Source organism: Pseudomonas sp. DWP2-2 (assembly GCF_049897065.1).
Taxonomy (GTDB): domain Bacteria; phylum Pseudomonadota; class Gammaproteobacteria; order Pseudomonadales; family Pseudomonadaceae; genus Aquipseudomonas; species Aquipseudomonas paracarnis.
In genome coordinates, this window is sequence record NZ_JAFCVN010000002.1 from 315,965 (window position 1) to 340,168 (window position 24,204).

The 24,204-nt window shown below is 60.2% G+C and carries 25 protein-coding genes; 14 read left to right on the top strand and 11 right to left on the bottom strand.

From position 1 onward, the window contains the following. Positions 1-5: 5 nt before the first annotated feature. The 4 genes from kdsA (at position 6) to ispD (ending at position 3,452) form a co-directional block, all read left to right on the top strand. Positions 6-851: a 3-deoxy-8-phosphooctulonate synthase gene (kdsA, locus tag ACP7CZ_RS05405; RefSeq protein WP_003189190.1), complete on the top strand. Its 846-nt coding sequence runs from the start codon at positions 6-8 to the stop codon at positions 849-851. Between the two features lie 157 nt (positions 852-1,008). Then, the gene (gene eno / locus ACP7CZ_RS05410) at positions 1,009-2,298 is read left to right on the top strand and encodes a phosphopyruvate hydratase (RefSeq protein WP_054897992.1); all 1,290 of its coding nucleotides are present in this window, start codon (positions 1,009-1,011) and stop codon (positions 2,296-2,298) included. A 171-nt stretch (positions 2,299-2,469) separates the two neighbouring features. After that, positions 2,470-2,748: a cell division protein FtsB gene (ftsB, locus tag ACP7CZ_RS05415; RefSeq protein WP_003189195.1), complete on the top strand. Its 279-nt coding sequence runs from the start codon at positions 2,470-2,472 to the stop codon at positions 2,746-2,748. Further along, positions 2,745-3,452 (top strand): 2-C-methyl-D-erythritol 4-phosphate cytidylyltransferase, encoded by a 708-nt coding sequence (ispD, locus tag ACP7CZ_RS05420; protein WP_294170832.1) that lies wholly within the window; start codon positions 2,745-2,747, stop codon positions 3,450-3,452. Before ftsB ends, ispD begins: the two co-directional genes overlap by 4 nt. A gap of 129 nt (positions 3,453-3,581) precedes the next feature. On the opposite strand, the gene ACP7CZ_RS05425 is transcribed toward ispD, so the two are convergent. Continuing rightward, on the bottom strand, positions 3,582-4,478 hold the full coding sequence (locus ACP7CZ_RS05425; protein WP_034126841.1) for a LysR substrate-binding domain-containing protein: 897 nt from the start codon (positions 4,476-4,478) through the stop codon (positions 3,582-3,584). A gap of 109 nt (positions 4,479-4,587) precedes the next feature. Between ACP7CZ_RS05425 and ACP7CZ_RS05430 the strand changes: the two genes are divergently transcribed. The 8 genes from ACP7CZ_RS05430 to rpoS all read left to right on the top strand — a co-directional run bounded on the left by ACP7CZ_RS05430 (position 4,588) and on the right by rpoS (position 11,711). After that, positions 4,588-5,700, top strand: a complete 1,113-nt coding sequence (locus tag ACP7CZ_RS05430; RefSeq protein WP_014717243.1) for an S-(hydroxymethyl)glutathione dehydrogenase/class III alcohol dehydrogenase — start codon at positions 4,588-4,590, stop codon at positions 5,698-5,700. 8 nt (positions 5,701-5,708) lie between these two features. Next, a complete protein-coding gene (gene fghA, locus ACP7CZ_RS05435) occupies positions 5,709-6,554 on the top strand; it encodes an S-formylglutathione hydrolase (protein ID WP_058410376.1) in 846 nt (281 codons plus the stop codon). A 54-nt stretch (positions 6,555-6,608) separates the two neighbouring features. Continuing rightward, positions 6,609-7,082: a 2-C-methyl-D-erythritol 2,4-cyclodiphosphate synthase gene (ispF, locus tag ACP7CZ_RS05440; RefSeq protein ID WP_034126843.1), complete on the top strand. Its 474-nt coding sequence runs from the start codon at positions 6,609-6,611 to the stop codon at positions 7,080-7,082. Continuing rightward, positions 7,079-8,137, top strand: coding sequence for a tRNA pseudouridine(13) synthase TruD (gene truD / locus ACP7CZ_RS05445; protein ID WP_034126844.1), 1,059 nt, complete (start codon positions 7,079-7,081; stop codon positions 8,135-8,137). Before ispF ends, truD begins: the two co-directional genes overlap by 4 nt. Beyond that, complete coding sequence (surE, locus tag ACP7CZ_RS05450) at positions 8,125-8,874, top strand: 5'/3'-nucleotidase SurE (protein ID WP_003189210.1); 750 nt, start codon at positions 8,125-8,127, stop codon at positions 8,872-8,874. The genes truD and surE overlap by 13 nt, the downstream gene beginning before the upstream one ends. A 41-nt stretch (positions 8,875-8,915) precedes the next feature. Beyond that, positions 8,916-9,551, top strand: coding sequence for a protein-L-isoaspartate(D-aspartate) O-methyltransferase (locus ACP7CZ_RS05455; protein ID WP_169850588.1), 636 nt, complete (start codon positions 8,916-8,918; stop codon positions 9,549-9,551). Positions 9,552-9,760: 209 nt separating this feature from the next. After that, the gene (locus ACP7CZ_RS05460; RefSeq protein WP_003189213.1) at positions 9,761-10,597 is read left to right on the top strand and encodes a peptidoglycan DD-metalloendopeptidase family protein; all 837 of its coding nucleotides are present in this window, start codon (positions 9,761-9,763) and stop codon (positions 10,595-10,597) included. A gap of 106 nt (positions 10,598-10,703) precedes the next feature. After that, positions 10,704-11,711 (top strand): RNA polymerase sigma factor RpoS, encoded by a 1,008-nt coding sequence (rpoS, locus tag ACP7CZ_RS05465; protein WP_034126846.1) that lies wholly within the window; start codon positions 10,704-10,706, stop codon positions 11,709-11,711. A 232-nt stretch (positions 11,712-11,943) separates the two neighbouring features. Here the strand turns inward: rpoS and ACP7CZ_RS05470 are convergent, their stop codons facing one another. Further along, positions 11,944-12,153: a cold-shock protein gene (locus ACP7CZ_RS05470; protein WP_002554837.1), complete on the bottom strand. Its 210-nt coding sequence runs from the start codon at positions 12,151-12,153 to the stop codon at positions 11,944-11,946. A 388-nt stretch (positions 12,154-12,541) separates the two neighbouring features. On the opposite strand from ACP7CZ_RS05470, the gene dcd reads away from it, so the two are divergent. Further along, positions 12,542-13,108, top strand: coding sequence for a dCTP deaminase (dcd, locus tag ACP7CZ_RS05475; protein WP_003189215.1), 567 nt, complete (start codon positions 12,542-12,544; stop codon positions 13,106-13,108). Between the two features lie 108 nt (positions 13,109-13,216). Then, positions 13,217-13,414 carry a hypothetical protein gene (locus ACP7CZ_RS05480; RefSeq protein WP_005785769.1) on the top strand — a complete coding sequence of 66 codons (198 nt, stop codon included), beginning with the start codon at positions 13,217-13,219 and terminating at the stop codon, positions 13,412-13,414. Between the two features lie 24 nt (positions 13,415-13,438). On the opposite strand, the gene pdeM is transcribed toward ACP7CZ_RS05480, so the two are convergent. From pdeM to ACP7CZ_RS05525, 9 genes are all read right to left on the bottom strand, one after another. Next, complete coding sequence (pdeM, locus tag ACP7CZ_RS05485; RefSeq protein WP_294171495.1) at positions 13,439-14,089, bottom strand: ligase-associated DNA damage response endonuclease PdeM; 651 nt, start codon at positions 14,087-14,089, stop codon at positions 13,439-13,441. Beyond that, positions 14,089-16,569 carry a ligase-associated DNA damage response DEXH box helicase gene (locus ACP7CZ_RS05490; protein WP_294171497.1) on the bottom strand — a complete coding sequence of 827 codons (2,481 nt, stop codon included), beginning with the start codon at positions 16,567-16,569 and terminating at the stop codon, positions 14,089-14,091. The genes pdeM and ACP7CZ_RS05490 overlap by 1 nt, the downstream gene beginning before the upstream one ends. A gap of 217 nt (positions 16,570-16,786) precedes the next feature. Next, positions 16,787-17,551 (bottom strand): ABC transporter ATP-binding protein, encoded by a 765-nt coding sequence (locus ACP7CZ_RS05495; RefSeq protein WP_034126849.1) that lies wholly within the window; start codon positions 17,549-17,551, stop codon positions 16,787-16,789. 13 nt (positions 17,552-17,564) lie between these two features. Beyond that, a complete protein-coding gene (locus ACP7CZ_RS05500) occupies positions 17,565-18,683 on the bottom strand; it encodes a succinylglutamate desuccinylase/aspartoacylase family protein (RefSeq protein WP_294171501.1) in 1,119 nt (372 codons plus the stop codon). Between the two features lie 9 nt (positions 18,684-18,692). After that, a complete protein-coding gene (locus tag ACP7CZ_RS05505) occupies positions 18,693-19,403 on the bottom strand; it encodes an ABC transporter permease (protein ID WP_054917884.1) in 711 nt (236 codons plus the stop codon). Further along, complete coding sequence (locus tag ACP7CZ_RS05510; protein WP_003189227.1) at positions 19,400-20,128, bottom strand: ABC transporter permease; 729 nt, start codon at positions 20,126-20,128, stop codon at positions 19,400-19,402. The genes ACP7CZ_RS05505 and ACP7CZ_RS05510 overlap by 4 nt, the downstream gene beginning before the upstream one ends. Before the next feature lie 57 nt (positions 20,129-20,185). Next, entirely contained in the window at positions 20,186-20,965 is a 780-nt protein-coding gene (locus tag ACP7CZ_RS05515; RefSeq protein WP_014717255.1) for a transporter substrate-binding domain-containing protein, read from the bottom strand. A 309-nt stretch (positions 20,966-21,274) separates the two neighbouring features. Continuing rightward, positions 21,275-22,909: an ATP-dependent DNA ligase gene (locus ACP7CZ_RS05520; protein ID WP_060764375.1), complete on the bottom strand. Its 1,635-nt coding sequence runs from the start codon at positions 22,907-22,909 to the stop codon at positions 21,275-21,277. Continuing rightward, positions 22,906-23,910, bottom strand: coding sequence for a ligase-associated DNA damage response exonuclease (locus ACP7CZ_RS05525; RefSeq protein ID WP_054897985.1), 1,005 nt, complete (start codon positions 23,908-23,910; stop codon positions 22,906-22,908). Before ACP7CZ_RS05525 ends, ACP7CZ_RS05520 begins: the two co-directional genes overlap by 4 nt. Positions 23,911-24,204: the final 294 nt, after the last annotated feature.

Below are 24,204 nucleotides of genomic sequence, written 5' to 3' on the forward strand. Positions count from 1 at the left end.
ACCTGATGGCCCAGAAGATCATTCGCGTAGGCGACATCGAGATTGCCAACGACAAGCCCATGGTGCTGTTCGGCGGCATGAACGTGCTGGAAAGCCGCGACATGGCGATGCAGGTGTGTGAAGAGTACGTGCGGGTCACCCAGAAGCTGGGTATTCCTTACGTCTTCAAGGCCAGCTTCGACAAGGCCAACCGTTCGTCCGTGACCTCCTATCGCGGCCCGGGCCTTGAAGAAGGCATGCGGATCTTCCAGGACATCAAGCAAGCCTTCGGCGTGCCGATCATCACCGACGTCCACGAGCCTGAGCAGGCTGCGGTGGTCGCCGAGGTGTGCGACATCATCCAGTTACCGGCTTTCCTGTCGCGCCAGACCGACCTCGTGGTCGCCATGGCCAAGACCGGCGCGGTGATCAACATCAAGAAAGCCCAATTCCTCGCTCCTCAGGAGATGAAACACATCCTGAGCAAATGCGTGGAAGCGGGTAACGACCAGTTGATCCTTTGCGAGCGGGGTTCGAGCTTCGGCTATAACAACCTCGTGGTGGACATGCTCGGTTTCGGCATCATGAAACAGTTCGAATACCCAGTGTTCTTCGACGTGACCCACGCGCTGCAAATGCCCGGTGGTCGCTCGGACTCCGCTGGCGGGCGCCGTGCCCAGGTGACGGACCTGGCCAAGGCGGGCATGAGCCAGTCCCTGGCGGGCCTGTTCCTTGAAGCTCACCCGGACCCGGACAACGCCAAATGTGATGGCCCATGCGCGCTGCGCCTGGACAAGCTGGAGCCATTCCTGGCCCAACTCAAGCAGTTGGACGAGCTGGTCAAGAGTTTTCCGACGGTAGAGACCGCGTAACTGGCATTTCTCCGGTAGAATTTCCCACGCTTTACGCTCAGGCCCCCGGGCCTGAGCCTTGTCGTCTGCAAGCCTGCCCCGTTGTTCCACCCTTGCGGTCGGTCAAAAGATTTCCTTCAGCTGCGTCGTTTTCGTCAACTTTGGAGTGTTTACAACAATGGCAAAAATCGTCGACATCAAAGGTCGTGAAGTTCTCGACTCCCGTGGCAACCCCACCGTCGAAGCCGACGTGCTTCTCGATAACGGCATCATCGGCAGCGCCTGCGCGCCGTCCGGTGCCTCCACCGGTTCGCGCGAAGCGCTGGAACTGCGTGATGGCGACAAGAGCCGTTACCTGGGCAAGGGTGTACTCAAGGCTGTAGCCAACATCAACGGTCCGATTCGTGACCTGTTGCTGGGCAAGGACCCGCTGGACCAGAAAGCCCTGGACCACGCGATGATCAAGCTCGACGGCACTGAAAACAAAGGCAGCCTCGGCGCCAACGCCATCCTCGCGGTATCCCTGGCCGCCGCCAAGGCAGCAGCCCAGGACCAGGATCTGCCGTTGTACGCACACATTGCCAACCTGAATGGCACTCCGGGCGTCTACTCGATGCCGGTGCCGATGATGAACATCATCAACGGTGGCGAGCACGCGGATAACAACGTCGACATCCAGGAGTTCATGGTGCAGCCAGTGGGCGCCAAGTCCTTCTCCGAAGGCCTGCGCATGGGCACCGAGATTTTCCATCACCTCAAGGCTGTACTGAAGGCTCGTGGCCTGAGCACTGCCGTGGGAGACGAAGGTGGTTTCGCGCCGAACCTGGCCTCCAACGAAGATGCACTGAAAGTCATCTCCGAAGCTGTGGCCAACGCTGGCTACACGCTGGGCACCGACGTGACCCTGGCTCTGGACTGCGCCGCCAGCGAATTCTATGAAGACGGCAAGTACAACCTGTCCGGCGAAGGCCAGGTGTTCGACTCCGAAGGCTTCGCTGAATACCTCAAAGGCTTGACCCAGCGCTACCCGATCATCTCGATCGAAGACGGCCTGGACGAGTCCGACTGGGATGGCTGGAAAATCCTCACCGACAAGATCGGCGAAAAAATCCAGCTGGTGGGTGACGACCTTTTCGTGACCAACACCAAGATCCTGAAAGAAGGCATCGACAAGAAGATCGCCAACTCGATCCTGATCAAGTTCAACCAGATCGGCACCCTGACCGAAACCCTGGAAGCCATCCAGATGGCCAAGGCCGCGGGCTACACCGCCGTGATCTCCCATCGCTCCGGCGAAACCGAAGATTCCACCATTGCCGACCTGGCCGTGGGTACTTCGGCGGGCCAGATCAAGACCGGTTCCCTGTGCCGTTCCGATCGCGTTTCCAAGTACAACCAATTGCTGCGCATCGAAGAGCAATTGGCAGGTAAAGCCAAGTACAACGGTCGCGGCGAGTTTCGCGGCTAAGCAGTAAATGGTAAAAAGTCGGCGGATTGCGTCGGAAATCTCACGAAAATGTGAATTTCGGCGCTAATCTGCTGACTGACAAGCGCAAGCCTGGGTTTTCCAGGCTTTGTGCTATCAGTTGCTGCAAAAGGTTTGCATGACTGTCTTTATTCAATGGATACCCGGATTTCGATGCGCAGTCCCAATTGGTTGTTCCTCGTCTTGCTCTTGTTGCTGGCTGGCCTGCAGTACCGCCTATGGGTCGGTAATGGCAGCTTTGCGCAGGTGGAAGAGTTGACCCAGCAAATTGCCGACCAGCGTGCCGAAAACGAACGCCTGCTGGAGCGCAACCGTGTCCTCGACGCTGAAGTGCTTGAGCTGAAAAAAGGCACGGAGACCGTTGAAGAGCGGGCTCGTCATGAGTTGGGCATGGTCAAGGAGGGCGAGACCCTCTACCAGTTGGCCCAATGAGCCACGATTTACCGGCCTTCTGGGCCGTGATTCCTGCCGCGGGCGTCGGTGCCCGTATGGCTGCGGACCGTCCCAAGCAGTACCTGCAATTGGGCGGGCGCACTATTCTCGAACACAGCCTCGGCTGTTTTCTCGACCATCCATGCCTCAAGGGCCTGGTGGTCAGTCTTGCAATTGACGATCCTTATTGGCCCACCTTGGCATGCGCCACTGACCCGCGTATACAGCGTGCCGACGGGGGCTCGGAACGTTCCGGCTCGGTACTCAATGCGCTGCTGCAACTCAACGCCCTGGGCGCCAGTGATGAAGACTGGGTGTTGGTGCATGACGCTGCGCGGCCTAACCTGAGCCGTGATGACCTCGACAAATTGTTGGCGGAACTGGCTGACGATCCGGTAGGCGGCCTGCTGGCGGTGCCGGCGCGCGACACCCTCAAGCGTGTCGACAAGCACGGCCGTGTGGTGGACACCATTGATCGCAGCCTGATCTGGCAGGCTTATACACCGCAGATGTTCCGCCTGGGCGCCTTGCATCGCGCCTTGGCCGACAGCCTGGTGGCCGATGCGGTGATCACCGATGAAGCGTCGGCCATGGAATGGTCTGGGCAGGCACCGCGCCTGATCGAAGGGCGTTCGGACAATATCAAGGTGACTCGGCCGGAAGACCTGGAGTGGTTGAAGTTGCGCTGGGCTAATCGGCGGTAACCTGTCAGACCGAGTCTGCTTCATCGCAGGCAAGCCAGCTCCCACATTTGATCGCTGCCACATCAAACAACACGTCCAACTGTGGGAGCCGGGCTTGCCCGCGATGAGGCCGGTGCAGACCACCTCAATTCAATGCTTGTACTCCGGCCTCTGCGCCAACCCCACCTTCAAGAAATCCACCAGCTTCCTCACCTTCGGCGACAAATGCCGCTGCTGCGGATACAGCGCCCACACGGCGGTATTCGGCGGTTGATGAGCCTGCAGCAGCGACACCAACGCCCCGCTGTGCAGATGCTCCAGCACGTAGTAATCCGGCAACTGGCACAAGCCCATGCCTTGCAACGCGGCATCCAACACCGCTTGCCCACTGTTGCAGCGCCAATTGCCTTGCACACGCTGGGAAAATTCCCGCCCATCCTGGGCCATTTGCCAGATATCCGAGCTGCCAATCAGACAGTTATGCCGGCTCAACTCCGACAAGCTGTGTGGCCGACCGTACCGTTCGAGGTAGGAGGGGGAGGCGCACAGGTACATGCGCCGAGGCGCCAGGCGGCTGGCGACCATGCGCGAGTCTTGCAGGCGTCCCAGGCGGATGGCCAGGTCGAGGCCTTCATGGACCAGGTCCAGCGAGCGGTTGGTCAACTCGATGTCCACGCGCAGTTGCGGATAGTGCGCCATGAACCGCGTCACCAGCGGCACGATAAAACGTTCGCCATAGGCCACGGCGCAGGTCATGCGCAACATGCCCTTGGGTTCGCTGGTCAGGTCGCCCACCGCCCGCAACGCTTCCTCGCGACCGTCCTGCAGGCGTTGGCAGTGCTGCAGGAAGGTCTGACCGGCTTCGGTCAAGGTCACCTTGCGCGTACTGCGGTACAGCAATCGGGTTTGCAGGCGTTCTTCAAGACGCGCCACTTGCCGGCTGACATGGGATGAAGACACCCCCAGCCGTTCGGCCGCCGCCGTGAACTGGCTGCATTCGGCCACCGCGACAAACTCGTCAATGCCTTCCCAGCGGTTCTCCAGCATGCTGATTGTCCCTGTACGGCAATAATGTTTTGCTTTGGTCCGGATTATTCATCAATGGGCGATGTTTTACACTCACGGCCTCAGTTTTTAACCCGATGGAGAAACCCGGATGATCAAGTCCCGTGCCGCCGTAGCCTTCGAAGCCAAGAAGCCCCTTGAGATTGTTGAAGTGGATGTCGCCATGCCCAAGGCTGGCGAGGTGCTGCTGCGGGTAGTTGCGTCCGGCGTGTGCCATACCGACGCCTACACCTTGTCGGGCGCCGACCCGGAAGGCATTTTTCCGTCGATCCTCGGCCATGAAGGCGGCGCAGTGGTGGAAGCCATCGGCGAGGGCGTAACTTCGGTGGCTGTGGGCGATCACGTGATCCCCCTGTACACCCCGGAATGCGGCAAGTGCAAGTTCTGTCTGAGTGGCAAGACCAACCTGTGCCAGGCCATTCGCGCCACGCAGGGCAAGGGCTTGATGCCGGATGGCACCACGCGTTTCTCCTACAAGGGCCAGCCGATTTTCCACTACATGGGCACCTCGACGTTCTCCGAGTACACCGTGCTGCCGGAAATCTCCGTGGCCAAGATTCCTAAAGAAGCGCCGCTGGAAAAAGTCTGCCTGCTCGGTTGCGGTGTCACCACCGGCATCGGTGCGGTGATCAACACCGCCAAGGTCAAGCCGGGCGACACCGTGGCCGTCTTCGGCCTGGGCGGTATTGGCCTGTCGGCGATTATCGGTGCAGTCAAGGCCAAGGCCGGTCGCATCATTGCTATTGATATCAACCCGGCCAAGTTCGAAATCGCCAAGCAACTGGGTGCCACCGATTGCATCAACCCGAAAGACTACGACCGCCCAATCCAGGACGTGATTGTCGACCTGACTGACGGCGGCGTGGACTTCTCTTTCGAGTGCATCGGCAATGTGCAACTGATGCGTGCGGCCCTTGAGTGCTGCCACAAAGGCTGGGGCGAGTCGGTGATCATCGGCGTGGCCGGTGCTGGCCAGGAAATTGCCACTCGCCCATTCCAGCTGGTCACCGGTCGCGTCTGGCGTGGTTCGGCGTTTGGTGGCGTGCGCGGTCGTACCGAATTGCCAAGCTACGTGGAAATGGCTCAGTCCGGTGAAATCCCGCTGGATACCTTCATCACCCACACCATGGGCCTGGAAGATATCAACAAAGCGTTTGACCTGATGCATGAAGGCAAGAGCATTCGTACCGTCATTCACTTCTGAGGTCGGCCATGAGTCTGGAAAACCTGTCATGCCAGAAGAGCTTCGGCGGCTGGCATAAACGCTACAAGCATCATTCCGATGTGCTCGGTTGCGACATGACCTTTGCCGTCTACCTGCCACCGCAAGCGGAGCAGGGCGGCAAGCTGCCGGTGTTGTATTGGCTGTCCGGTTTGACCTGTACTGACGAAAACTTCATGCAGAAGGCCGGCGCCCAGCGCATGGCCGCCGAGTTGGGCTTGATTATCGTCGCGCCGGACACCAGCCCCCGTGGCCCCGGCGTGCCGGGCGACCCGGACAATGCCTGGGACTTCGGCCTCGGCGCCGGCTTCTACCTCAATGCCACCCAGGAACCCTGGGCCAAGCACTATCGGATGCATGACTACGTGGTACAGGAGTTACCGGCCTTGGTGGAAGCGCATTTCCCTGCGTCGGATAAGCGCGGCATCAGCGGCCACTCCATGGGCGGTCACGGTGCGCTGGTCTGTGCGCTGCGCAACCCTGGACGTTACCTGTCGGTGTCGGCATTTTCGCCGATCAACAATCCGATGGACTGTCCTTGGGGTCAGAAAGCCTTTTCCCGTTATTTGGGTGAAGAGCGCTCTAAGTGGCGTGAATGGGATGCGTGCGTGCTGATCAGCGAAGCCTCGGAAAAGCTGCCGCTGTTGGTGGACCAGGGCGATCGCGACGATTTCCTCGCCGTTCAGCTAAAGCCTGAAGCCCTGCTGCAGGCGGCCAAGGCAGCCAACCATCCGCTGGAACTGCGCCTGCAGCCTGGCTACGACCACAGCTACTTTTTCATCGCCAGCTTCATCGAAGACCATTTGCGTCATCATGGGCGTGCTTTGCTCGGCTAATCTGAGGCAAAAGTAGGTAGAATCACGCCCTGAATTAAATCGGGGCGTTTTTTTATGCGTATTGGCCACGGCTACGATGTGCACCGTTTCGCTGAAGGCGATTTCATCACCCTGGGCGGCGTGCGCATTGCACACCACCATGGGTTGCTGGCTCATTCCGACGGCGACGTGGTCCTGCACGCCTTGAGCGATGCCTTGCTCGGCGCGGCTGCATTAGGCGATATCGGCAAGCACTTTCCGGACACCGACCCCACCTTCAAGGGGGCGGACAGTCGTGTGTTGCTGCGCCATGTGGTCGGCCTGATCCATGCCAAGGGCTGGAAGGTCGGCAACGTCGATAACACCATCGTCGCCCAGGCGCCGAAAATGGCCCCCCATATTGAAGCGATGCGCGCAGTGATCGCCGCAGACCTGCAAATTGAATTGGATCAAGTCAACGTGAAAGCCACTACCACCGAAAAGCTCGGGTTTACCGGTCGTGAAGAGGGCATTGCGGTGCACTCCGTCGCCTTGTTGCTGCGCGCATGAACGACCTGCAACTGCTGGGCCCGCGGGCCTATGGCGAGGCCCTGGGCAGCGCGGTACTGAAGGCCACGGCCGAAGACTTCCAGGTTGATGAGGTGCTGGACATCCCGCTGACCGGCGATGGCGAGCACCTGTGGCTGTGGGTGGAAAAGCGCGGCTTGAACACTGAGGAAGCCGCACGGCGTATCGCCAAAGCCGCTGGGGTGCCATTGCGCACCGTCAGCTATGCCGGGCTCAAGGATCGTCAGGCCCTGACCCGCCAGTGGTTCAGCGTGCAATTGCCCGGCAAGGCCGACCCGGACATGAGCGGCGCAGAAAACGACACCCTCAAGATCCTGAAAACCGCCCGTCACAAGCGCAAGTTGCAGCGTGGGGCCCATTCGGCCAATGGTTTCACCTTGCGCCTGACCCAATTGGCCGGCGACACCGCTGCCATCGACGCACGTCTGCAGTTGATTGCCCGGCACGGCATCCCCAATTATTTCGGCACCCAGCGTTTTGGCCACAACGGCGGCAATGTGGTGGATGCTCGCGAGTGGGCTGCCCGCAAGGCCCTGCCCGAGCAGCGCAACGTGCGCTCGCGCTTGCTGTCCACGGCTCGCAGTTACCTGTTCAACCAAGTGTTGGCGGCTCGCGTCGCCGACGGTTCATGGCAGCGTGCCCAAGTTGGCGATCTGCTGGCGTTTACCGACAGTCGCAGTTTTTTTCCGGCCGGGGAAGCTGAATGCAGTGACCCGCGCCTGGCGATCCTGGACCTGCATCCCACCGGCCCGCAGTGGGGCGAAGGCGACTCGCCGGCGAAAGGTCTTACGTACGAGCTGGAACAATCTGTCGCCGCTGGCGAAGCAGACCTACGTGATTGGCTGGTGAAGGCGGGAATGAGCCAGGAACGTCGCATTCTGCGACTGCCCATTGGCGGGTTGACGTGGCATTATCCCGGGCCTGACATTCTGCAATTGGAATTCGTCCTGCCGGCCGGATGCTTCGCCACTGTCTTGGTGCGCGAGCTTGTTGATCTGGTGCCGGTGGGGCAGACGGACAGCCCATGCGTATTCTGATATCAAACGATGACGGTGCCACCGCACCCGGTCTTGCCGCGCTCCATGCTGCGCTGCAGGATTACGCCGAGTGCGTGGTGGTTGCCCCCGACCAGGACAAGAGCGGCGCCAGCAGTTCGCTGACGCTCGACCGTCCGCTGCATCCGCGGGTCCTGGCCAATGGCTTTATCAGCGTTAACGGCACCCCCACCGACTGCGTGCACCTGGCGATCAACAGTCTGCTGGAGCACCAGCCAGACCTGGTGGTCTCGGGGATCAACCTGGGCGCCAACCTGGGTGATGACGTGCTGTATTCCGGCACCGTGGCGGCCGCCCTTGAAGGGCGCTTCCTGGGCCGCACCGGCTTTGCCTTTTCCTTTGCTTCGCGGCAGCTGGATAACCTGGCGACGGCGGCCTACTACGCGCGCAAGTTGGTGGAGGCCCATGCTTCCCTGGACCTGCCGCCGCGTACGGTGCTCAACGTCAATATCCCCAACTTGCCCCTCGACCATATTCGCGGTATCCAACTCACGCGCCTGGGTCATCGCGCCCGTGCGGCGGCGCCCTTGAAGGTGGTCGACCCTCGCGGCAAGGAAGGGTATTGGATCGCCGCCGCCGGCGACGCCGAGGATGGCGGCGAAGGCACCGACTTTCATGCGGTGATGCAAGGCTATGTCTCCGTTACCCCTCTGCTGTTTGATCGCACCTTCAGTGATGCCTTCAGTGGCCTTGATGGCTGGCTGGAGGGACTGCGTTGATGGCTCGTGAACAAGACGACCTGTTGCGCCGTGGCATCGGGATGACCTCCCAGCGCACCCGGGAGCGGTTGATCCAGCGTCTGTATGAAGAAGGCTTGTCCAACGCGCAGGTGCTGGAAGTGATCCGGCGCACGCCGCGGCACCTGTTTGTCGATGAGGCGCTGGCGCATCGCGCCTATGAAGACACAGCGTTGCCAATCGGCCACAACCAGACCATCTCTCAGCCCTATATGGTTGCGCGTATGAGCGAGCTATTGCTGGCGGCGGGGCCGTTGGACAAGGTGCTGGAGATTGGTACCGGCTCCGGCTACCAGACGGCCGTGCTGTCGCAATTGGTAGAGCGGGTGTTTTCGGTCGAGCGCATCAAGGTGCTACAGGACCGGGCCAAAGAGCGTTTGGTGGAGCTGAACCTGCGCAACGTGGTATTCCGCTGGGGCGATGGTTGGGAGGGCTGGCCGGCGCTGGCGCCCTACAACGGTATCATTGTCACCGCCGTGGCCACCGATGTGCCGCAAGCCTTGCTGGATCAATTGGCGCCTGGCGGGCGGCTGGTCATCCCGGTGGGCTCCGGCGAAGTGCAACAGTTGATGCTTATTATCCGTGAGGACGAAGGTTTTTCCCGGCATGTACTCGGTGCCGTGCGGTTCGTACCCTTGCTCAACGGCCCGCTGGCCTGATCATTTATTCGCAGGCAGTGAATTCTGTAAGCGCGGATGTGTCTTACGGCGGGGTCCATTGAATCAACATGCCTGGCAGCCACGATTAAACATGATGAATTTTTCCTTTCAGTCAGGTGCCAGTAAAAAGCCAATGCCCAGTTATACTTGCGTCATATTTCAAGCCTGATACAGGCGTTAACGTTCAGCCACCACAAAGGGAGCGGCGGGTGAGTCTCACAGGTCCTGCGCAGCGAATGAGTAAAACAAGCTTTCAGCGACTGGTGCTTGGCCTTGTCTTGAGTTCCTTATTGGCAGCCTGCTCGAGCACGCCATCCGGCGGTGCGCGGGTCGTTGACCGTACCAACGCAACCCCCCAGAGACCTACGGTCACCACCGGCCAATACGTGGTGCGCAAAGGCGACACACTGTTCTCGATTGCCTTCCGTTATGGCTGGGACTACAAGGCGTTGGCCGCCCGTAACAACATTCCTGTGCCGTATACGATCCATCCTGGGCAAACCATTCGTTTCGATGGTCGCTCAGGTTCTGCACCTACGGCAGTTGTGACAAAGTCGGGTTCTTCGCCATCGTCCTCGAGCAAGACCACCATCATCACTCGGCCTGCAGGCAGCGCCACGCCTACGGTTGCGAGCAAGCCGGCACCCGCGCCGTTGCCACCTGCCGGGCCTGCGCCGACCGGATGGGGATGGCCTTCAAACGGAGTGTTGATTGGAAAATTCTCTTCAAACGGTAGTTTGAATAAAGGCATTGATATCGCCGGGGATTTGGGACAGCCTGTTTTAGCTGCGTCTGATGGGACAGTGGTGTACGCCGGGAGTGGTTTGCGGGGCTACGGCGAGCTGGTCATCATCAAACACAGCGATACCTACGTCAGTGCCTACGGTCATAACCGCAGGTTGTTGGTTCGGGAGGGGCAGCAGGTCAAGGTCGGACAGACGATTGCCGAAATGGGGTCAACGGGCACAGACCGGGTGAAACTGCACTTTGAGATTCGCCGCCAAGGGAAGCCTGTAGATCCGCTGCAATTCCTGCCCCGTCGTTGATGTGTTGCACAGCCTGTTCCCTCACGTAGAAGGAACAGGCTCCAGCGTTGCCAAGGATAGAGGCGTCGCTTGAGCTTGAGGTCGAACTCACCAAAGGACTATAACAATGGCTCTCAGTAAAGAAGTGCCGGAGTTTGACATCGACGATGAGGTTCTCCTTATGGAGACCGGCATCGATTTGGAAACGATGTCAGATAATGAAGGGGTATCACCACCTTCAGTTCGCACCAAATCCAAAAATGCTGCCGCGTTGAAGCAGCACAAGTACGTTGATTACACCCGGGCGCTCGATGCGACCCAGCTGTACCTCAATGAAATCGGCTTTTCCCCTCTGTTGACCCCCGAAGAAGAAGTCCATTTTGCGCGTCTGTCGCAGAAGGGCGATCCGGCTGGGCGTAAGCGCATGATTGAAAGCAACCTGCGCCTGGTGGTGAAGATCGCCCGACGCTACGTCAATCGTGGGCTTTCCCTGTTGGACCTGATCGAGGAGGGCAACCTGGGCTTGATCCGAGCTGTGGAGAAGTTCGACCCTGAGCGGGGCTTCCGTTTCTCCACCTATGCCACCTGGTGGATTCGCCAGACCATCGAACGGGCGATCATGAATCAGACCCGCACGATCCGGTTGCCGATCCATGTGGTCAAGGAGCTCAACGTCTACCTGCGGGCGGCGCGTGAGCTGACGCAAAAACTCGATCATGAACCTTCGCCTGAAGAGATCGCCAACCTGCTGGAAAAACCGGTAGGGGAGGTCAAGCGCATGCTGGGCCTTAACGAGCGTGTCTCTTCGGTCGATGTCTCGCTGGGGCCGGATTCGGATAAGACCCTGCTGGACACCCTGACCGATGATCGTCCGACAGACCCTTGCGAGCTGCTGCAAGACGATGATCTTTCCCAAAGTATTGACCAGTGGCTCTCAGAGCTCACGGACAAGCAGCGTGAAGTGGTGATTCGCCGCTTCGGCCTGCGCGGCCATGAGAGCAGCACCTTGGAGGATGTAGGCCTGGAGATCGGCCTGACCCGTGAGCGGGTGCGGCAGATCCAGGTAGAGGGCCTCAAGCGCTTGCGCGAGATCCTGGAGAAGAATGGCTTGTCGAGTGAGTCGTTGTTCCAATAACGATTGGTAGGGCAGCGATCACAAAACGCCCGATGCATGTGAATGCACCGGGCGTTTTGCTGTGCCCTGATCGTTCCCATGCTCTGCGTGGGAATGCAGCTCTGGACGCTCGGCGTCCCAAAGCGCGACGCCGAGCGTCACAAGAGGCGTTCCCACGCAGAGCGCGGGAACGATCAGGCATAAAAAAACCCCGCTTTTAAGGGCGGGGTTTTTTCGACTAAGTCAGTACAAGTTAGATAACTTGAACTTCTTCAGCTTGCATGCCTTTCTGACCGCGGGTAGCGATGAAAGAAACCTGTTGGCCTTCTTTCAGGCTTTTGAAGCCGTCGGATTGGATAGCTTTGAAGTGAACGAACAGGTCGTCACCGGATTGTGGAGTGATGAAGCCGAAGCCTTTTTCATCGTTGAACCACTTAACGGTACCAGTTTGGCGATTAGACATGGTGTAACTCCTTGGACAAAGTTAACTGCGACTCAGGAAAAGCCCTGGCCGAGACTGAGTGCAAAGAGCAGGAAAAATTCTTGGAGATGGTTGGATCGAAATTCAACATATCGTGTAGAGATTCTCAGTGACACAAGCAGCACAGTGGCGCCACCTTAACCCTTTTTCCGGAACGTGCCAATGGTATTTCCGAAGGTTTCTCTATTTTCGTGACTGGCGGTGGTATTTACAGACATCCCTCACGGCAATCCCGCCCCCGGCCGTGTTGGCTGAGGCTTATAGCGCGCAGGGCTTTGATCAAGAAAACCCTTGTGGCCTTTGAACCCCAAGGCTGGCCCCGGTAAGATGGCCCACAGATTTTTTTCGCCTCGCTATTCAGGACACCGCCATGAGCATCAAATCGGACAAGTGGATTCGCCGCATGGCGCAGGAACACGGCATGATCGAGCCGTTCGTCGAACGCCAGATTCGTGGCGAAGGCGACGAGCGCGTGATTTCGTACGGCGTTTCCAGCTATGGCTACGACGTGCGTTGCGCCGATGAATTCAAGGTGTTCACCAACATCAATTCGGCGATCGTCGATCCGAAAAACTTCGACGAAAAGAGCTTCGTCGACGTCAAGAGCGACGTGTGCATCATCCCGCCCAACTCCTTCGCCCTGGCGCGCACCGTGGAGTTCTTCCGTATCCCTCGCGACGTGCTGACCATCTGCCTGGGTAAAAGCACCTATGCCCGCTGCGGCATTATCGTCAATGTCACGCCGCTTGAGCCTGAGTGGGAAGGCCACGTCACCCTGGAATTCTCCAACACCACCACCTTGCCGGCGAAAATCTACGCCAACGAAGGCGTGGCACAGATGCTGTTCCTGCAGTCCGATGAGGCCTGTGAAGTGTCCTACAAGGACCGTGCGGGCAAGTATCAGGGCCAACGCGGCGTCACTCTCCCACGCGCTTGATCGAAAGCGCCTACGGGTAAAGGGAATTTGTCTGCAGAAAGTGACTCTATCTAGGTGTACTGCTTCGGCGCGTGTGAAACGCGCCGGGCCATACTTGAGGAGTACCCTATGAAGATCGACCCGCGAATCAGCGCAGAACTCGCCCGGCTTGAACCCAACCAGATTGGTGTTCTGGCCTGGTCCTTGATGGCCAACCCCGCGCATGCGGGGGGCATCCCTGGTCAACCCGAACCTGATTACCCGCAGCCTACCGAGCCGGGTGAGCCGACCTTACCGGACGAGCCGCCACCCGCACCCGTTGCCTGATACCTGAGCAGGCCTGTGTCCGATTCATTGAATCGGCCAGACTTGGTGATCGCCAATCACAAAGATTCGCTGGTCCTGGGCCTGCTCCACGGCATAACCCCCTGTGAACGCGCCGAATGCTGGCAGCAGGCTAACCTGAGTGCCGATCTGGAAGCATGGCAGGCGTAGCCGCTGGCGCCCTTTGCCGCGCAAGTGGTACACCGGATGCACATGCCCCGCCAGTACATGATGGCTGGCGTGGGCGTCTGGCTCATGTTGCAAGGCGAAAGGGCCCATCAGCAGGGGCTCGGGGATCACCTCGATGCCCAGATCCAACGGTGGGTCGCCGGCGCTTTTGTCGTGATTGCCGCGAATCAAGGTCAAGGCCAATGTGCGATTGCGCTCACGCCAGGCCCTGATTGCGTTCAGGGTGCCGCTGGCGTGAGAGCCGGGACCGTGGAGGAAATCACCGAGAAAGATCAACTGCGCGCACGGCAGGGCCGATAACAGCTTGTCCAGGCGTTCCAGGTTGGCCGTAGTCGTGCCCTGTGGCACCGGTTGTCCCAGGCTGCGATAGGCCGAAGCCTTGCCAAAATGCGCATCGGCAATCAGCAGGCATCGGCGTGCGGGCCAATACACGGCCTTGTCCGGCAATAGCCAGAGTTCTTCGCCTTCAAGCGTCAGTGGGTAATGCATCAGCCTTGCCCTTTGTCGGCGACTTTTTCCAGGTCGTTGACCATCCGCGCTATGCGCTCCGAGAGTTTTTCCGAGCTCATGCTTTCGCGCATCCGTTCTACCAGCAGCGGAAAGGCCAGGGGCGTGGGCCGCTGGATCCTGTGCAGGTCCAGCTTCAATGTCGACAGATGATTCAGCGTCTGTTCCAGCCGGCGAATATCCAGCTCGTCCCGCAGCACTTCTTCCCCAGCCTGGGCCAGCAGCAGATTTTGTGGGTCATATTGCTTGAACACTTCAAAGAACAAACCACTGGAAGCCTGCACTTGTCGCGTGCTTTTTGGCGCGCCGGGATACCCGGCAAATACCAGCCCGGCGATTCGCGCAATCTCGCGAAAGCGGCGCAGGGCCAGTTCACCGGCATTGAGGCTGGCGACCACGTCCGCCAGCAGGCCTTGGGGGCTCAGCACTCTAGTGTTCAACAACTGGGGCCACTGCACCTCGGTGGCGCTCAACAGCTCCAGGCCATAATCATTCACCGCAATCGAAAAGGTCAGCGGCTGCTGCTGGCTAACCCGCCACGCCAGCAAACTGGCCAAGCCCAGGTGTACCTGGCGGCCAGCGAACGGATACAGAAACAAGTGCCAGCCCTCCCGCGACCGCAGGGTTTCAGCCAGCAAATGCTCGCGGGTCGGCAGCCCGGACCAGCGCAATTGGGTGTGCAGCAACGGTTGCACCGCTTTCATCTCTGGGCCGTCGAAGTGCCCATGCGCGGCGGCATCAAAACGCTCGACCACCGCCTGGGCCAGTTCGTTGGAAAGGGGCATGCGCCCGCCATTCCAGCGTGGCACGGCGGCTTTTTTCGCGTTGCTGCGGCGCACATAGGCGGTCATGTTTTCCACACGCACCAGTTCCAGCAAGCGCCCGGCGAACAGAAACCCATCCCCCGGCTTGAGCCTTGCAATAAAGCCTTCCTCGACACTGCCCAGGTTCTTGCCGCCGCCGCCCTTGCTCCAGAACTTGAGCTGGATACTGGCATCACTGACGATGGTGCCGACGCTCATGCGATGGCGGCGTGCCAAGCGGGCATCCGGAACACGCCAGATGCCGTGCTCATCGGGCTCCACCCGGCGGTAATCCGGATAAGCGGTGAGTGACAGGCCACCATGGCGCACAAACCCCAGGGCCCAGGCCCAATCCGCTTCGGTGAGGTCGCGATAGGCCCAGGCGCCGCGCACTTCGTCCAACAGTGCCGCCGGAGTAAACCCGCCGCCCAAGGCCATGCTGACCAGGTGTTGTACCAGCACATCCAGCGGCTTGTAAGGTGATTCCCGCGCTTCGATGCGCCGTTGGGCGATCGCATCCTGGGCGGCTGCGGCTTCCACCAGCTCCAGGCTGTGGGTTGGCACCAGCGTTACCCGTGAGGGCCGCCCTGGCGCGTGGCCGGAACGCCCGGCGCGTTGCATCAGCCGCGCCACACCCTTGGCGGAGCCTATTTGCAGCACCCGTTCCACCGGCAGGAAGTCCACGCCCAGGTCCAGGCTGGACGTGCACACCACCGCCTTGAGTTGCCCGTCTTTCAACGCTCGCTCCACCCAGTCCCGGGTCTCCCGCGATAGCGAGCCGTGGTGCAGTGCAATTAATCCGGCCCAGTCCGGTCGGGCGTCGAGAATCGCCTGGTACCAGATCTCCGACTGCGCCCGTGTATTGGTAAACACCAGGCAACTGCTGCTGGCCTCCACCTCAGCGACCACCTGCGGCAACATCTTCAAACCGATGTGCCCCGCCCAAGGGAAACGCTCGGTGACAGCCGGCAACAAGGTGTCGACCTTCAGCGCCTTCGCCGTTTGCCCCCGCACATTGACCCCGCCACCCTGTGGGACCAGAACCTCCAACGCGTGGGCCTGATTACCCAGCGTTGCGGAAATACCCCACACCATCAACTCAGGATGCCAGCGCCGCAAGCGTGCCAGTGCCAGTTGCAACTGCACGCCGCGCTTATTGCCGATCAGTTCGTGCCATTCATCCACGATGACCATGCGCAGGTGCGCCAGGCTGGTTTCACTGTCGGCACGGGCCAGCATCAGGGTCAGGCTTTCCGGAGTGGTGACCAGGGCGGTGGGTTGGCGACGGGTCTGGCGCGCGCGTTCGCTGCTGCTGGTGTCACCGGTGCGCAGGCCCACGCTCCAGGGAATCTGCAACGCCTCCAGTGGGGCTTGCAGGGCGCGTGCGGAGTCGGCGGCCAAGGCGCGCATTGGCGTGATCCACAGCACGGTCAGCGGCTCGGCAGGCGGTTTGCGTTTGCCTGTGGCGGGCGGGCGGGTGATGGCGAAACGGTTGAGTGCGGCAAACCACAGGGCATAGGTTTTACCCGCCCCGGTGCTGGCATGCAGTAACCCTGATTGGCCGGCCTTGACCGCGGCCCATACCTCTTTCTGAAAGGCGAATGGCTTCCAGCCTTGGGTGGCAAACCATTGCTTGGCGAAATCGTGGGTTTTTGCCATTCGGCAGCGGACGCTCTGGAGGGGTTAGTTCAAAGACCCCTGAGGCAGCGCCGACGTTCAACTGCCTAATGCCATTCAGTCAAGCAGAAGCGCTGCCCTGTGGCGAGGGAGCATGCTCCCGCTGGACTGCGTAACAGTCCCAGTCTTTTTGAGCAAAGAGCGGGGGCCGCTTCGCGCCCCAGCGGGAGCAAGCTCCCTCGCCACAGCAAGCTCGCTCCTACTTCAAATTGCCACTCAGAAACTGTTGCAGGCGTTCGCTTTTCGGATTGCCCAGCACATCCTCCGGCAAGCCCTGCTCCTCCACCAGACCCTGATGCAGGAACAGCACCTGGCTTGAAACCTTGCGCGCAAAGCTCATCTCGTGGGTCACCATAATCATGGTGCGGCCTTCCTCGGCCAGGCCCTGGATCACCTTCAAAACTTCGCCCACCAACTCCGGGTCCAGCGCAGACGTGGGTTCATCGAACAGCATCACCTCCGGCTCCATGGCCAGGGCGCGGGCGATGGCGACACGCTGCTGCTGGCCGCCGGAGAGGAACGCCGGGTATTGATCAGCCACGCGCGCCGGCAGCCCGACTTTGTCCAGGTAGCGGCGGGCACGGTCTTCGGCGTCCTTTTTACTGCAACCCAGCACGCGGCGCGGGGCCATGGTGATGTTTTCCAGCACGCTCATGTGGCTCCACAAATTGAAGTGCTGGAACACCATCGCCAGCCGCGTGCGCAAGCGTTGCAACTCGGCGTCGTCGGCTACGCGCATGCCATGGCGGTCGCTGACCATGCGAATCGCCTGGCCGTCCAGGGTCATGGCGCCATCGTTGGGGGTTTCCAAAAAGTTGATACAGCGCAGGAAGGTACTCTTGCCTGAGCCACTGGCGCCGATCAGGCTGATCACATCACCGGTCTTGGCCTTGAGCGACACACCTTTGAGCACTTGATTGTCGCCATAGCTTTTGTGCAGGCCTTCAACGGTCAGTTTGTACATGTGGCATGCATCCTCAAGGCGAAAGTAGATAACCGCTGCGGTAGGCCTGTGTGCCGGCGACATGGCAGGTCACCATGCCGGCCGTGGCCATGCGGCGTAGCGAACGGGCGTAAAGCAGCCCGGCGTGCTGGCAGTGCACAGGCGTCACGCGGTCTGTAATGGGATCGATGATTTCAGCGACCAATTGCCCCGCCTCCAGGTATTCCCCCGGCAGGGCGCTGAACACGAGCAAGCCACCCACTGCAGTGGTCACTGGCTCCACCGCCGCCAACGGCGTAGCCGGGTAGGCCAGGGCAGGCAAGGGGGCTGCATTGCCGCGAATGGCGCCGAAGTGGATCAAATAATCAATGATGGCCTGGCAGTCCAGCGCGGCGAGGCCGTGGTTGACATCGCCCTGGCCACGCAGCTCGACGGTCACCGACAAGCCGCCCATGGGGATCGGGTAGCGTTCGCCGAAGCGTTGCTGCAACTGCCACCACACCAGGGTGAAACACTCGTCAAAAGACTGCCCACCGGAATCGGTGGCCAACAAGTTGGCCTCCGAGCCCAGGTAGCGCGCCAACGGTTCTACCTGTGGCCAGGCTTCGGGCGTGGTGTACAGGTGCGCCACGGCTTCGAAGTCGCAATGCAGGTCCAGCACCACGTCGGCATCACAGGCCAGGCGTTGCAGCACCAGGCGTTGGGAGTGCAACTGGGTCTGGGCGGTGTGCGCGGCCAGGGCGCGGGACAGTGCGCTGCGGATCAATTGGGCATTGCGCTGGGGATCATCGCCCAGCAGGTCTTCGACCTGGTTACCCACGTCTTCGCTGAGGTCGACGAACAGGCGATTGAAGTTCTGCCCGCTTTCCAGTTCGTAGCGGCCCAAGGGGATATCCATCAATACCTGTTCCAGGCCCACCGGGTTGGCGACGGGCACCAGCACGATTTCGCTGCGCAAGCGCCCGGTCGCTTCAAGTTCTGCCAGGCGCGCCTTTAAATGCCAGGCCACCAGCATGCCTGGCAATTCATCGGCATGCAGGGAGGACTGGATGTACACCTTGCCTTCGGGCTGCTGCGGGCCGAAGTGAAAACTGTGGATCTGCCGCGCCGTGCCGGGCACCGGTGCGATCAGGTCATGTAGCTGATGGTGCATGCAAGCTCCTTAGTGGCTCGGCCCGAGGAAGGCCAGCCAACGCCGCTCCGCCAGGCGAAACAGGCCGACCAGGGCAAAGGTCACCGTCAGATAGATCAGTGCGGCAATGCCGAATGACTGGAAGGTCATGAAGGTGGCGGAGTTGGCATCCCGCGCCACTTTGAGGATGTCCGGGATCGTCGCGGTAAAGGCCACGGTGGTCGAATGCAGCATCAGGATCACTTCGTTGCTGTAGTAGGGCAACGAGCGTCGCAACGCGGAAGGCATGATCACGTAGGCGTACAGCTTCCAGCCACTGAGGCCGTAAGCCTTGGCCGCCTCGACTTCGCCGTGGGCCATGCTGCGGATTGCCCCGGCGAAAATCTCCGTGGTGTAGGCGCAAGTGTTGAGGGCGAAGGCGAGCAGGGTGCAGTTCATCGCGTCGCGAAAGAACGCATCCAGCACCGGTTGTGCTCGTACGGCGGCAAGGCTGTAGATGCCGGTGTAGCAGATCAGCAATTGGATATAGAGCGGAGTGCCACGAAACAGGTAGGTGTAGAACTGCACGGGCCAACGCACCATGCGCTTGCGCGAAACGCGGGCGATGGACAGTGGAATCGACACCAGAAAACCGATGACCAATGAGGCGCTGAGCAGCCACAAGGTCATGGCCAGGCCGGTGATGTGCTGGCCGTCGCTGTAAAGAAAAGGGCGCCAGTATTCCTGCAATAGCTCGATCATCGCACTGCCTCCCGGGCGCCTGCGGAGTAGCGACGTTCAAGTCGGCGCAAGACAAAGTTGGAGGCGCTGGTGATCAACAGGTAGATCAGCGCCGCCAGCACCAGGAAATAAAACAGTTGATAGGTGCTCTTGCCAGCGTCCTGGGCGGCTTTTACCAAGTCTGCGAGGCCGATGATCGACACCAGTGCGGTGGCCTTGAGCATCACCATCCAGTTATTGCCGATGCCCGGCAGCGCAAAGCGCATCATCTGCGGGAAGGTCACGTAGCGAAACCGCTGCCCGCGCTTGAGCCCGTAAGCGGTGGCGGCTTCGAGTTGGCCGCGGGGCACGGCGAGGATCGCACCGCGAAAGGTTTCGGTGAAATACGCACCGTAGATAAAGCCCAGGGTGATCACCCCGGCGCTGAACGGGTCGATCTCGATGTATTCCCATTCCATAAAGTCGGTAAAGCCACTGAGCCAGGTTTGCAGGCTGTAGAAAATCAACAGCATCAGCACCAGGTCCGGCACACCGCGAATCAGAGTGGTATAGAGCTGGGCGGGGATACGCACAATGGCCAGGCTGGACAGTTTGGCGCTGGCGCCGAGCAGGCCCAGCAATACGCTGACGGCCAGGGACAGCACCGACAACTTGATGGTCATCCAGGTGCCTTGCAGCAACAGCGGGCCGAAACCCTTCAGGCTGAATGCGCTCAGCCCGAGGGTTTGCAACAGATCTTCGAACATAAATCAGGACCTATGGCGATAAAAAAGCGCCCCACCCGAAGTAGGGCGCCCCAGGCATTATTTGCCGCTGTACAGGTTCAGATCGCCAAAGTGTTTCTTCTGGATAGTGGCGTAGGTGCCATCATCGTGTAACGCTTTGATACCTTTATCCAAAAGCGCCTTGAGTTCAGTGTTACCTTTTTTGATACCGATGGCGGTTTTCGACGGCAGCAGCGGGTCGTCGATAGCGGCGCTCACTTCATAGCCAGCACCGGCTGGCGACTTGAGGAAGCCCAGTTCGGCCTGGAGCATGTCCTGCACGGAAGCGTCGAGGCGCCCGGAGGTCAGGTCGGCGTACACCTGGTCCTGGTTGGCGTAAGCCTTGGTGGTCACCCCGGCTTTATCCAGTACGGCCTTGGCGTAGGCTTCCTGGATGGTGCCTTGCTCGTAACCTACGGATTTACCTTTGAGAGATTCTGGCGTCGAATAGCCAGCGCCTTTCTTGAACACCAGCGAAGTCGGGCCGGAGAACAGCTCGGAGGAGAAGTCGATGGCCTTCTCGCGCACGGGGGTCACGGTCATCGACGAAATCACGCCATCGAATTTATTGGCTTTCAGGCCCGGGATCATGCCGTCGAAGTCACTTTCGACCCACTTGCACTTGACCTTCAGCTCCGCGCAGATCGCATTGCCCAGGTCGATATCGAAGCCCACCAGGCTGCCGTCGGCGGCCTTGGATTCGAACGGTGCGTAGGAAGGGTCGACACCAAAACGCAATTCCTTGTATTCCTTGGCTGTAGCAACACCAGCAGCCATGCACAGAGCCAGTGCAGAAAGGGTCAGCAATGCTTTTTTCATTATGTAATCCCTGGAAACCAAGATAAGCGCTTGTGGCGCGATTAGGACTGTTACTGAACGGTGTCAGACCCATCACAAGTAGCAATTTCTGCACCATAGTTCCGGATGGGCTTTTTAAACGGTGGGATAAGGCAGTTCCAAGTGTAGGCGGCGCCCAAAAATGGGCATGGAATTTCCAGTGCACCATTGTGGAACTGTCGCTGATCAAAAGGTGGGAGCTGGCTTGCCTGCGATAGCGGTGGGTCAGTTGTTACATGGGGTAATTACGAAACGCGATAGCAGGCAAGCCAGCTCCCACAAGGGGCTACATCAGGCTAGCAAGTCTTGTAGCGTGGCCAGGTTGTCCGCTTCATCCACCGCCTTGTCCTGGCGCCAGCGCAGCATCCGCGGAAACCGCACCGCAATCCCGCTCTTGTGCCGCTTGGACAGGGCAATCCCTTCAAAACCCAACTCAAACACCATGCTCGGCGTCACGCTGCTGACCGGGCCGAACTTCTCCACCGTGGTTTTGCGCACAATGGCGTCGACCTTGCGCATTTCCTCGTCGGTCAGCCCGGAATACGCCTTGGCGAACGGCACCAGTGTGCGCTCGCTTCCCGGTGGGCTGTCCCATACCGCGAAGGTGTAGTCGCTGTAGAGGCTGGCGCGCCGGCCATGGCCGCGCTGGGCGTAGATCAACACGGCGTCGACGCTGAAGGGGTCGACCTTCCATTTCCACCAAAGGCCCATGTCCTTGGTGCGGCCCACGCCGTAGAGGCCGTTGCGATCCTTGAGCATCATGCCTTCCACGCCCAGGCTGCGAGAGGCTTCGCGCTGCTCGGCCAAGGCTGCCCAAGTCTTGCCTTCCAGCAAGGGCGAAGGCAATAAGACCGGTTGGTTGCACGTAGCGATCACCTGTTCCAATTGGGTGCGACGTTCGGCCTGGATGTGGTTGCGCCAGTCGTCGCCCTGATACTCCAGCAAGTCGTAGGCGAGCACGGCCACTGGCGCATCCTCAAGGACTTTTTTACTCAGGGTCTTGCGGCCAATGCGCTGTTGCAGCAGCGCGAAGGGTTGTACCGAGTCTTTCCACACCACGATTTCGCCATCGATCACCGTACCGTCGGGCAGGCCACTGACCAGGCTGTGGAGTTCAGGGAAGCGTTCAGTCAGCAATTCTTCACCGCGAGACCAGACCCACAGGCGTCCCTCGCGCTTGACCAGTTGTGCGCGAATGCCATCAAACTTCCATTCCACCTGCCAATCGGCGGGTGAACCGAGCAGCGTGTCGAATTGCTCCACCGGTTGCGCCAGCCCGTGAGCCAGAAAAAACGGATAGGGTTGCCCGCCACGTTGCGCGTGTTCGTCGGACGATTCGGCGGCAATCAGCTTTAGATAGCCTTCGGCTGTGGGACGGTTCGACAAATCGGTGTAGCCCACTAGCCGCTGCGCCACGCGTTTGCTGTCGAGATCGGCCATGGCGGCGAGGGCGCGGGTCACCAGCAGTTTGGATACCCCGACCCGGAAGCTGCCGGTGATCAATTTGATGCACACCATCAGGCTCGGTTGGTCCAGTTGCGCCCACAGCGCCGGCAGCCGGTCTGCAAGGTCCAAGGGTGGCAGACCGCGCAGGGGCAGCAGTTTTTCTTCCAGCCACACGGCCAGGCCGTCTTCGGATGTGTAGGTGGATTCTGGCAGGAGCAGTGAGATCGTCTCGGCCAGGTCACCTACGGACTGGTAGCTCTCTTCGAACAGCCAGGGTTCGATGCCGGCCGCTTCGGTGGCCATGTCCCGTAGCAGGCGCGTCGGCACCAGCTGTCGTGGCCTCCCGCCGCTAAGAAAGTAAACGGCCCAAGCGGCATCTGCTGGCGGCGCCTGCAGAAAGTAGGCCTGCAGGGCGGCGAGCTTGGCATTGCTGGAAGTGGTGGCGTCGAGGTTGGCGTACAGCTCAGCGAAGGCTTTCATGCCGTGGCCTCTTCTTCGTCATCGCCGTATTCGGTGCTGAAGCCTTGGGCATCCAAGCCCTTCTCCCGCAGGTGGCGTACCAACACACCGACCGAACCATGGGTGACCATCACCCGTTGTGCCCCGGTTTGTTCGATGGCCCATAACAGGCCCGGCCAGTCAGCGTGGTCCGAGAGCACGAAGCCACGGTCCACGCCGCGCCGCCGTCTGGTACCGCGCAGGCGCATCCAGCCGCTGGCGAAGGCGTCGCTGTAGTCGCCAAAGCGACGCATCCAGGTACTGCCTCCAGCGGAGGGCGGGGCGATGATCAGGGCTTGGCGCAGCAGTGGGTCGGTCTTTTTGAAGTCGCCGGCATACAGCGTCTCGGGGATGTAGATGCCCGCTTCGCGGTACACCCGGTTCAACGGTTCGACCGCGCCGTGGCTGAGGATCGGGCCGATGCTGGCGTCCAGCCCATGGAGGATGCGTTGGGCCTTGCCGAAGGAGTAGCAGAACAACACGCTGGCTTTGCCGCTGGCGATATTGGCCTGCCACCAGTCATTGATCCCGGCAAAAATCTGCGCCTGGGGCTGCCAGCGGTAAATCGGCAGGCCGAAGGTGGATTCGGTGATAAAGGTGTGGCAACGCACCGGTTCGAAGGGCGCGCAGGTACCATCGGGTTCGACCTTGTAGTCGCCGGACGCCACCCAGACTTCGCCCTGGTATTCCAGGCGTACCTGGGCCGAGCCCAGTACATGTCCGGCGGGATGGAAACTCAAGGTCACGCCGTGATGCACCAACCGTTCACCGTAGGCCAGGGTTTGCAGGTTGATGTCCTGGCCCAGGCGCCAGCGCAGGATACCTTCGCCGGGGGCGGCGGCCAGGTAGTGTTGATTGCCGGTGCGGGCGTGGTCGCCGTGGGCGTGGGTGATGACCGCACGTTCCACTGGACGCCAGGGGTCGATATAAAAATCACCGGCAGGGCAGTAGAGGCCTTCGGGGCGGGCGATGACAAGGTCCATGGGGTTGCCGGGGCGGTGGGCTTGTTAGTTATGAGGCGGGGCTGGGTGCAGAAGTTCTATCTGAATGCAGGTAGTACAAAGGTGGGAGTTGGCTTGCCTGCGATGACGGTCTGAAAGCCGACACCTATCTACCTGACACCCGACGATCCAACTGTGGGAGCTGGCTTGCCTGCGATGGCGGCCTGACAGCCGAAGCTGTTATCTGTGTACATATCCATTTCTGCGGTAACGGCCACTTAGGGTTCCGCTTTTACAGCGGGTCACTTTTGGAAAAGAGCCCGGAATGCCGGCCCA

What these genes read in the sequence shown, in the direction of transcription:
- dcd (WP_003189215.1), top strand. Translation starts at nt 12,542, where the DNA reads ATGAGCATCAAATCGGACAAGTGGATTCGCCGCATGGCGCAGGAACAC.
- ACP7CZ_RS05425 (WP_034126841.1), bottom strand. Translation starts at nt 4,478, where the DNA reads ATGCTGGAGAACCGCTGGGAAGGCATTGACGAGTTTGTCGCGGTGGCC.
- ACP7CZ_RS05510 (WP_003189227.1), bottom strand. Translation starts at nt 20,128, where the DNA reads ATGTTCGAAGATCTGTTGCAAACCCTCGGGCTGAGCGCATTCAGCCTG.
- rpoS (WP_034126846.1), top strand. Translation starts at nt 10,704, where the DNA reads ATGGCTCTCAGTAAAGAAGTGCCGGAGTTTGACATCGACGATGAGGTT.
- fghA (WP_058410376.1), top strand. Translation starts at nt 5,709, where the DNA reads ATGAGTCTGGAAAACCTGTCATGCCAGAAGAGCTTCGGCGGCTGGCAT.
- ACP7CZ_RS05430 (WP_014717243.1), top strand. Translation starts at nt 4,588, where the DNA reads ATGATCAAGTCCCGTGCCGCCGTAGCCTTCGAAGCCAAGAAGCCCCTT.
- eno (WP_054897992.1), top strand. Translation starts at nt 1,009, where the DNA reads ATGGCAAAAATCGTCGACATCAAAGGTCGTGAAGTTCTCGACTCCCGT.
- ACP7CZ_RS05495 (WP_034126849.1), bottom strand. Translation starts at nt 17,551, where the DNA reads ATGTACAAACTGACCGTTGAAGGCCTGCACAAAAGCTATGGCGACAAT.
- ispF (WP_034126843.1), top strand. Translation starts at nt 6,609, where the DNA reads ATGCGTATTGGCCACGGCTACGATGTGCACCGTTTCGCTGAAGGCGAT.
- ACP7CZ_RS05480 (WP_005785769.1), top strand. Translation starts at nt 13,217, where the DNA reads ATGAAGATCGACCCGCGAATCAGCGCAGAACTCGCCCGGCTTGAACCC.
- ACP7CZ_RS05515 (WP_014717255.1), bottom strand. Translation starts at nt 20,965, where the DNA reads ATGAAAAAAGCATTGCTGACCCTTTCTGCACTGGCTCTGTGCATGGCT.
- ACP7CZ_RS05505 (WP_054917884.1), bottom strand. Translation starts at nt 19,403, where the DNA reads ATGATCGAGCTATTGCAGGAATACTGGCGCCCTTTTCTTTACAGCGAC.
- ACP7CZ_RS05520 (WP_060764375.1), bottom strand. Translation starts at nt 22,909, where the DNA reads ATGAAAGCCTTCGCTGAGCTGTACGCCAACCTCGACGCCACCACTTCC.
- pdeM (WP_294171495.1), bottom strand. Translation starts at nt 14,089, where the DNA reads ATGCATTACCCACTGACGCTTGAAGGCGAAGAACTCTGGCTATTGCCG.
- ACP7CZ_RS05525 (WP_054897985.1), bottom strand. Translation starts at nt 23,910, where the DNA reads ATGGACCTTGTCATCGCCCGCCCCGAAGGCCTCTACTGCCCTGCCGGT.
- ACP7CZ_RS05470 (WP_002554837.1), bottom strand. Translation starts at nt 12,153, where the DNA reads ATGTCTAATCGCCAAACTGGTACCGTTAAGTGGTTCAACGATGAAAAA.
- ispD (WP_294170832.1), top strand. Translation starts at nt 2,745, where the DNA reads ATGAGCCACGATTTACCGGCCTTCTGGGCCGTGATTCCTGCCGCGGGC.
- truD (WP_034126844.1), top strand. Translation starts at nt 7,079, where the DNA reads ATGAACGACCTGCAACTGCTGGGCCCGCGGGCCTATGGCGAGGCCCTG.
- ftsB (WP_003189195.1), top strand. Translation starts at nt 2,470, where the DNA reads ATGCGCAGTCCCAATTGGTTGTTCCTCGTCTTGCTCTTGTTGCTGGCT.
- ACP7CZ_RS05455 (WP_169850588.1), top strand. Translation starts at nt 8,916, where the DNA reads ATGACCTCCCAGCGCACCCGGGAGCGGTTGATCCAGCGTCTGTATGAA.
- ACP7CZ_RS05500 (WP_294171501.1), bottom strand. Translation starts at nt 18,683, where the DNA reads ATGCACCATCAGCTACATGACCTGATCGCACCGGTGCCCGGCACGGCG.
- kdsA (WP_003189190.1), top strand. Translation starts at nt 6, where the DNA reads ATGGCCCAGAAGATCATTCGCGTAGGCGACATCGAGATTGCCAACGAC.
- ACP7CZ_RS05490 (WP_294171497.1), bottom strand. Translation starts at nt 16,569, where the DNA reads ATGGCAAAAACCCACGATTTCGCCAAGCAATGGTTTGCCACCCAAGGC.
- surE (WP_003189210.1), top strand. Translation starts at nt 8,125, where the DNA reads ATGCGTATTCTGATATCAAACGATGACGGTGCCACCGCACCCGGTCTT.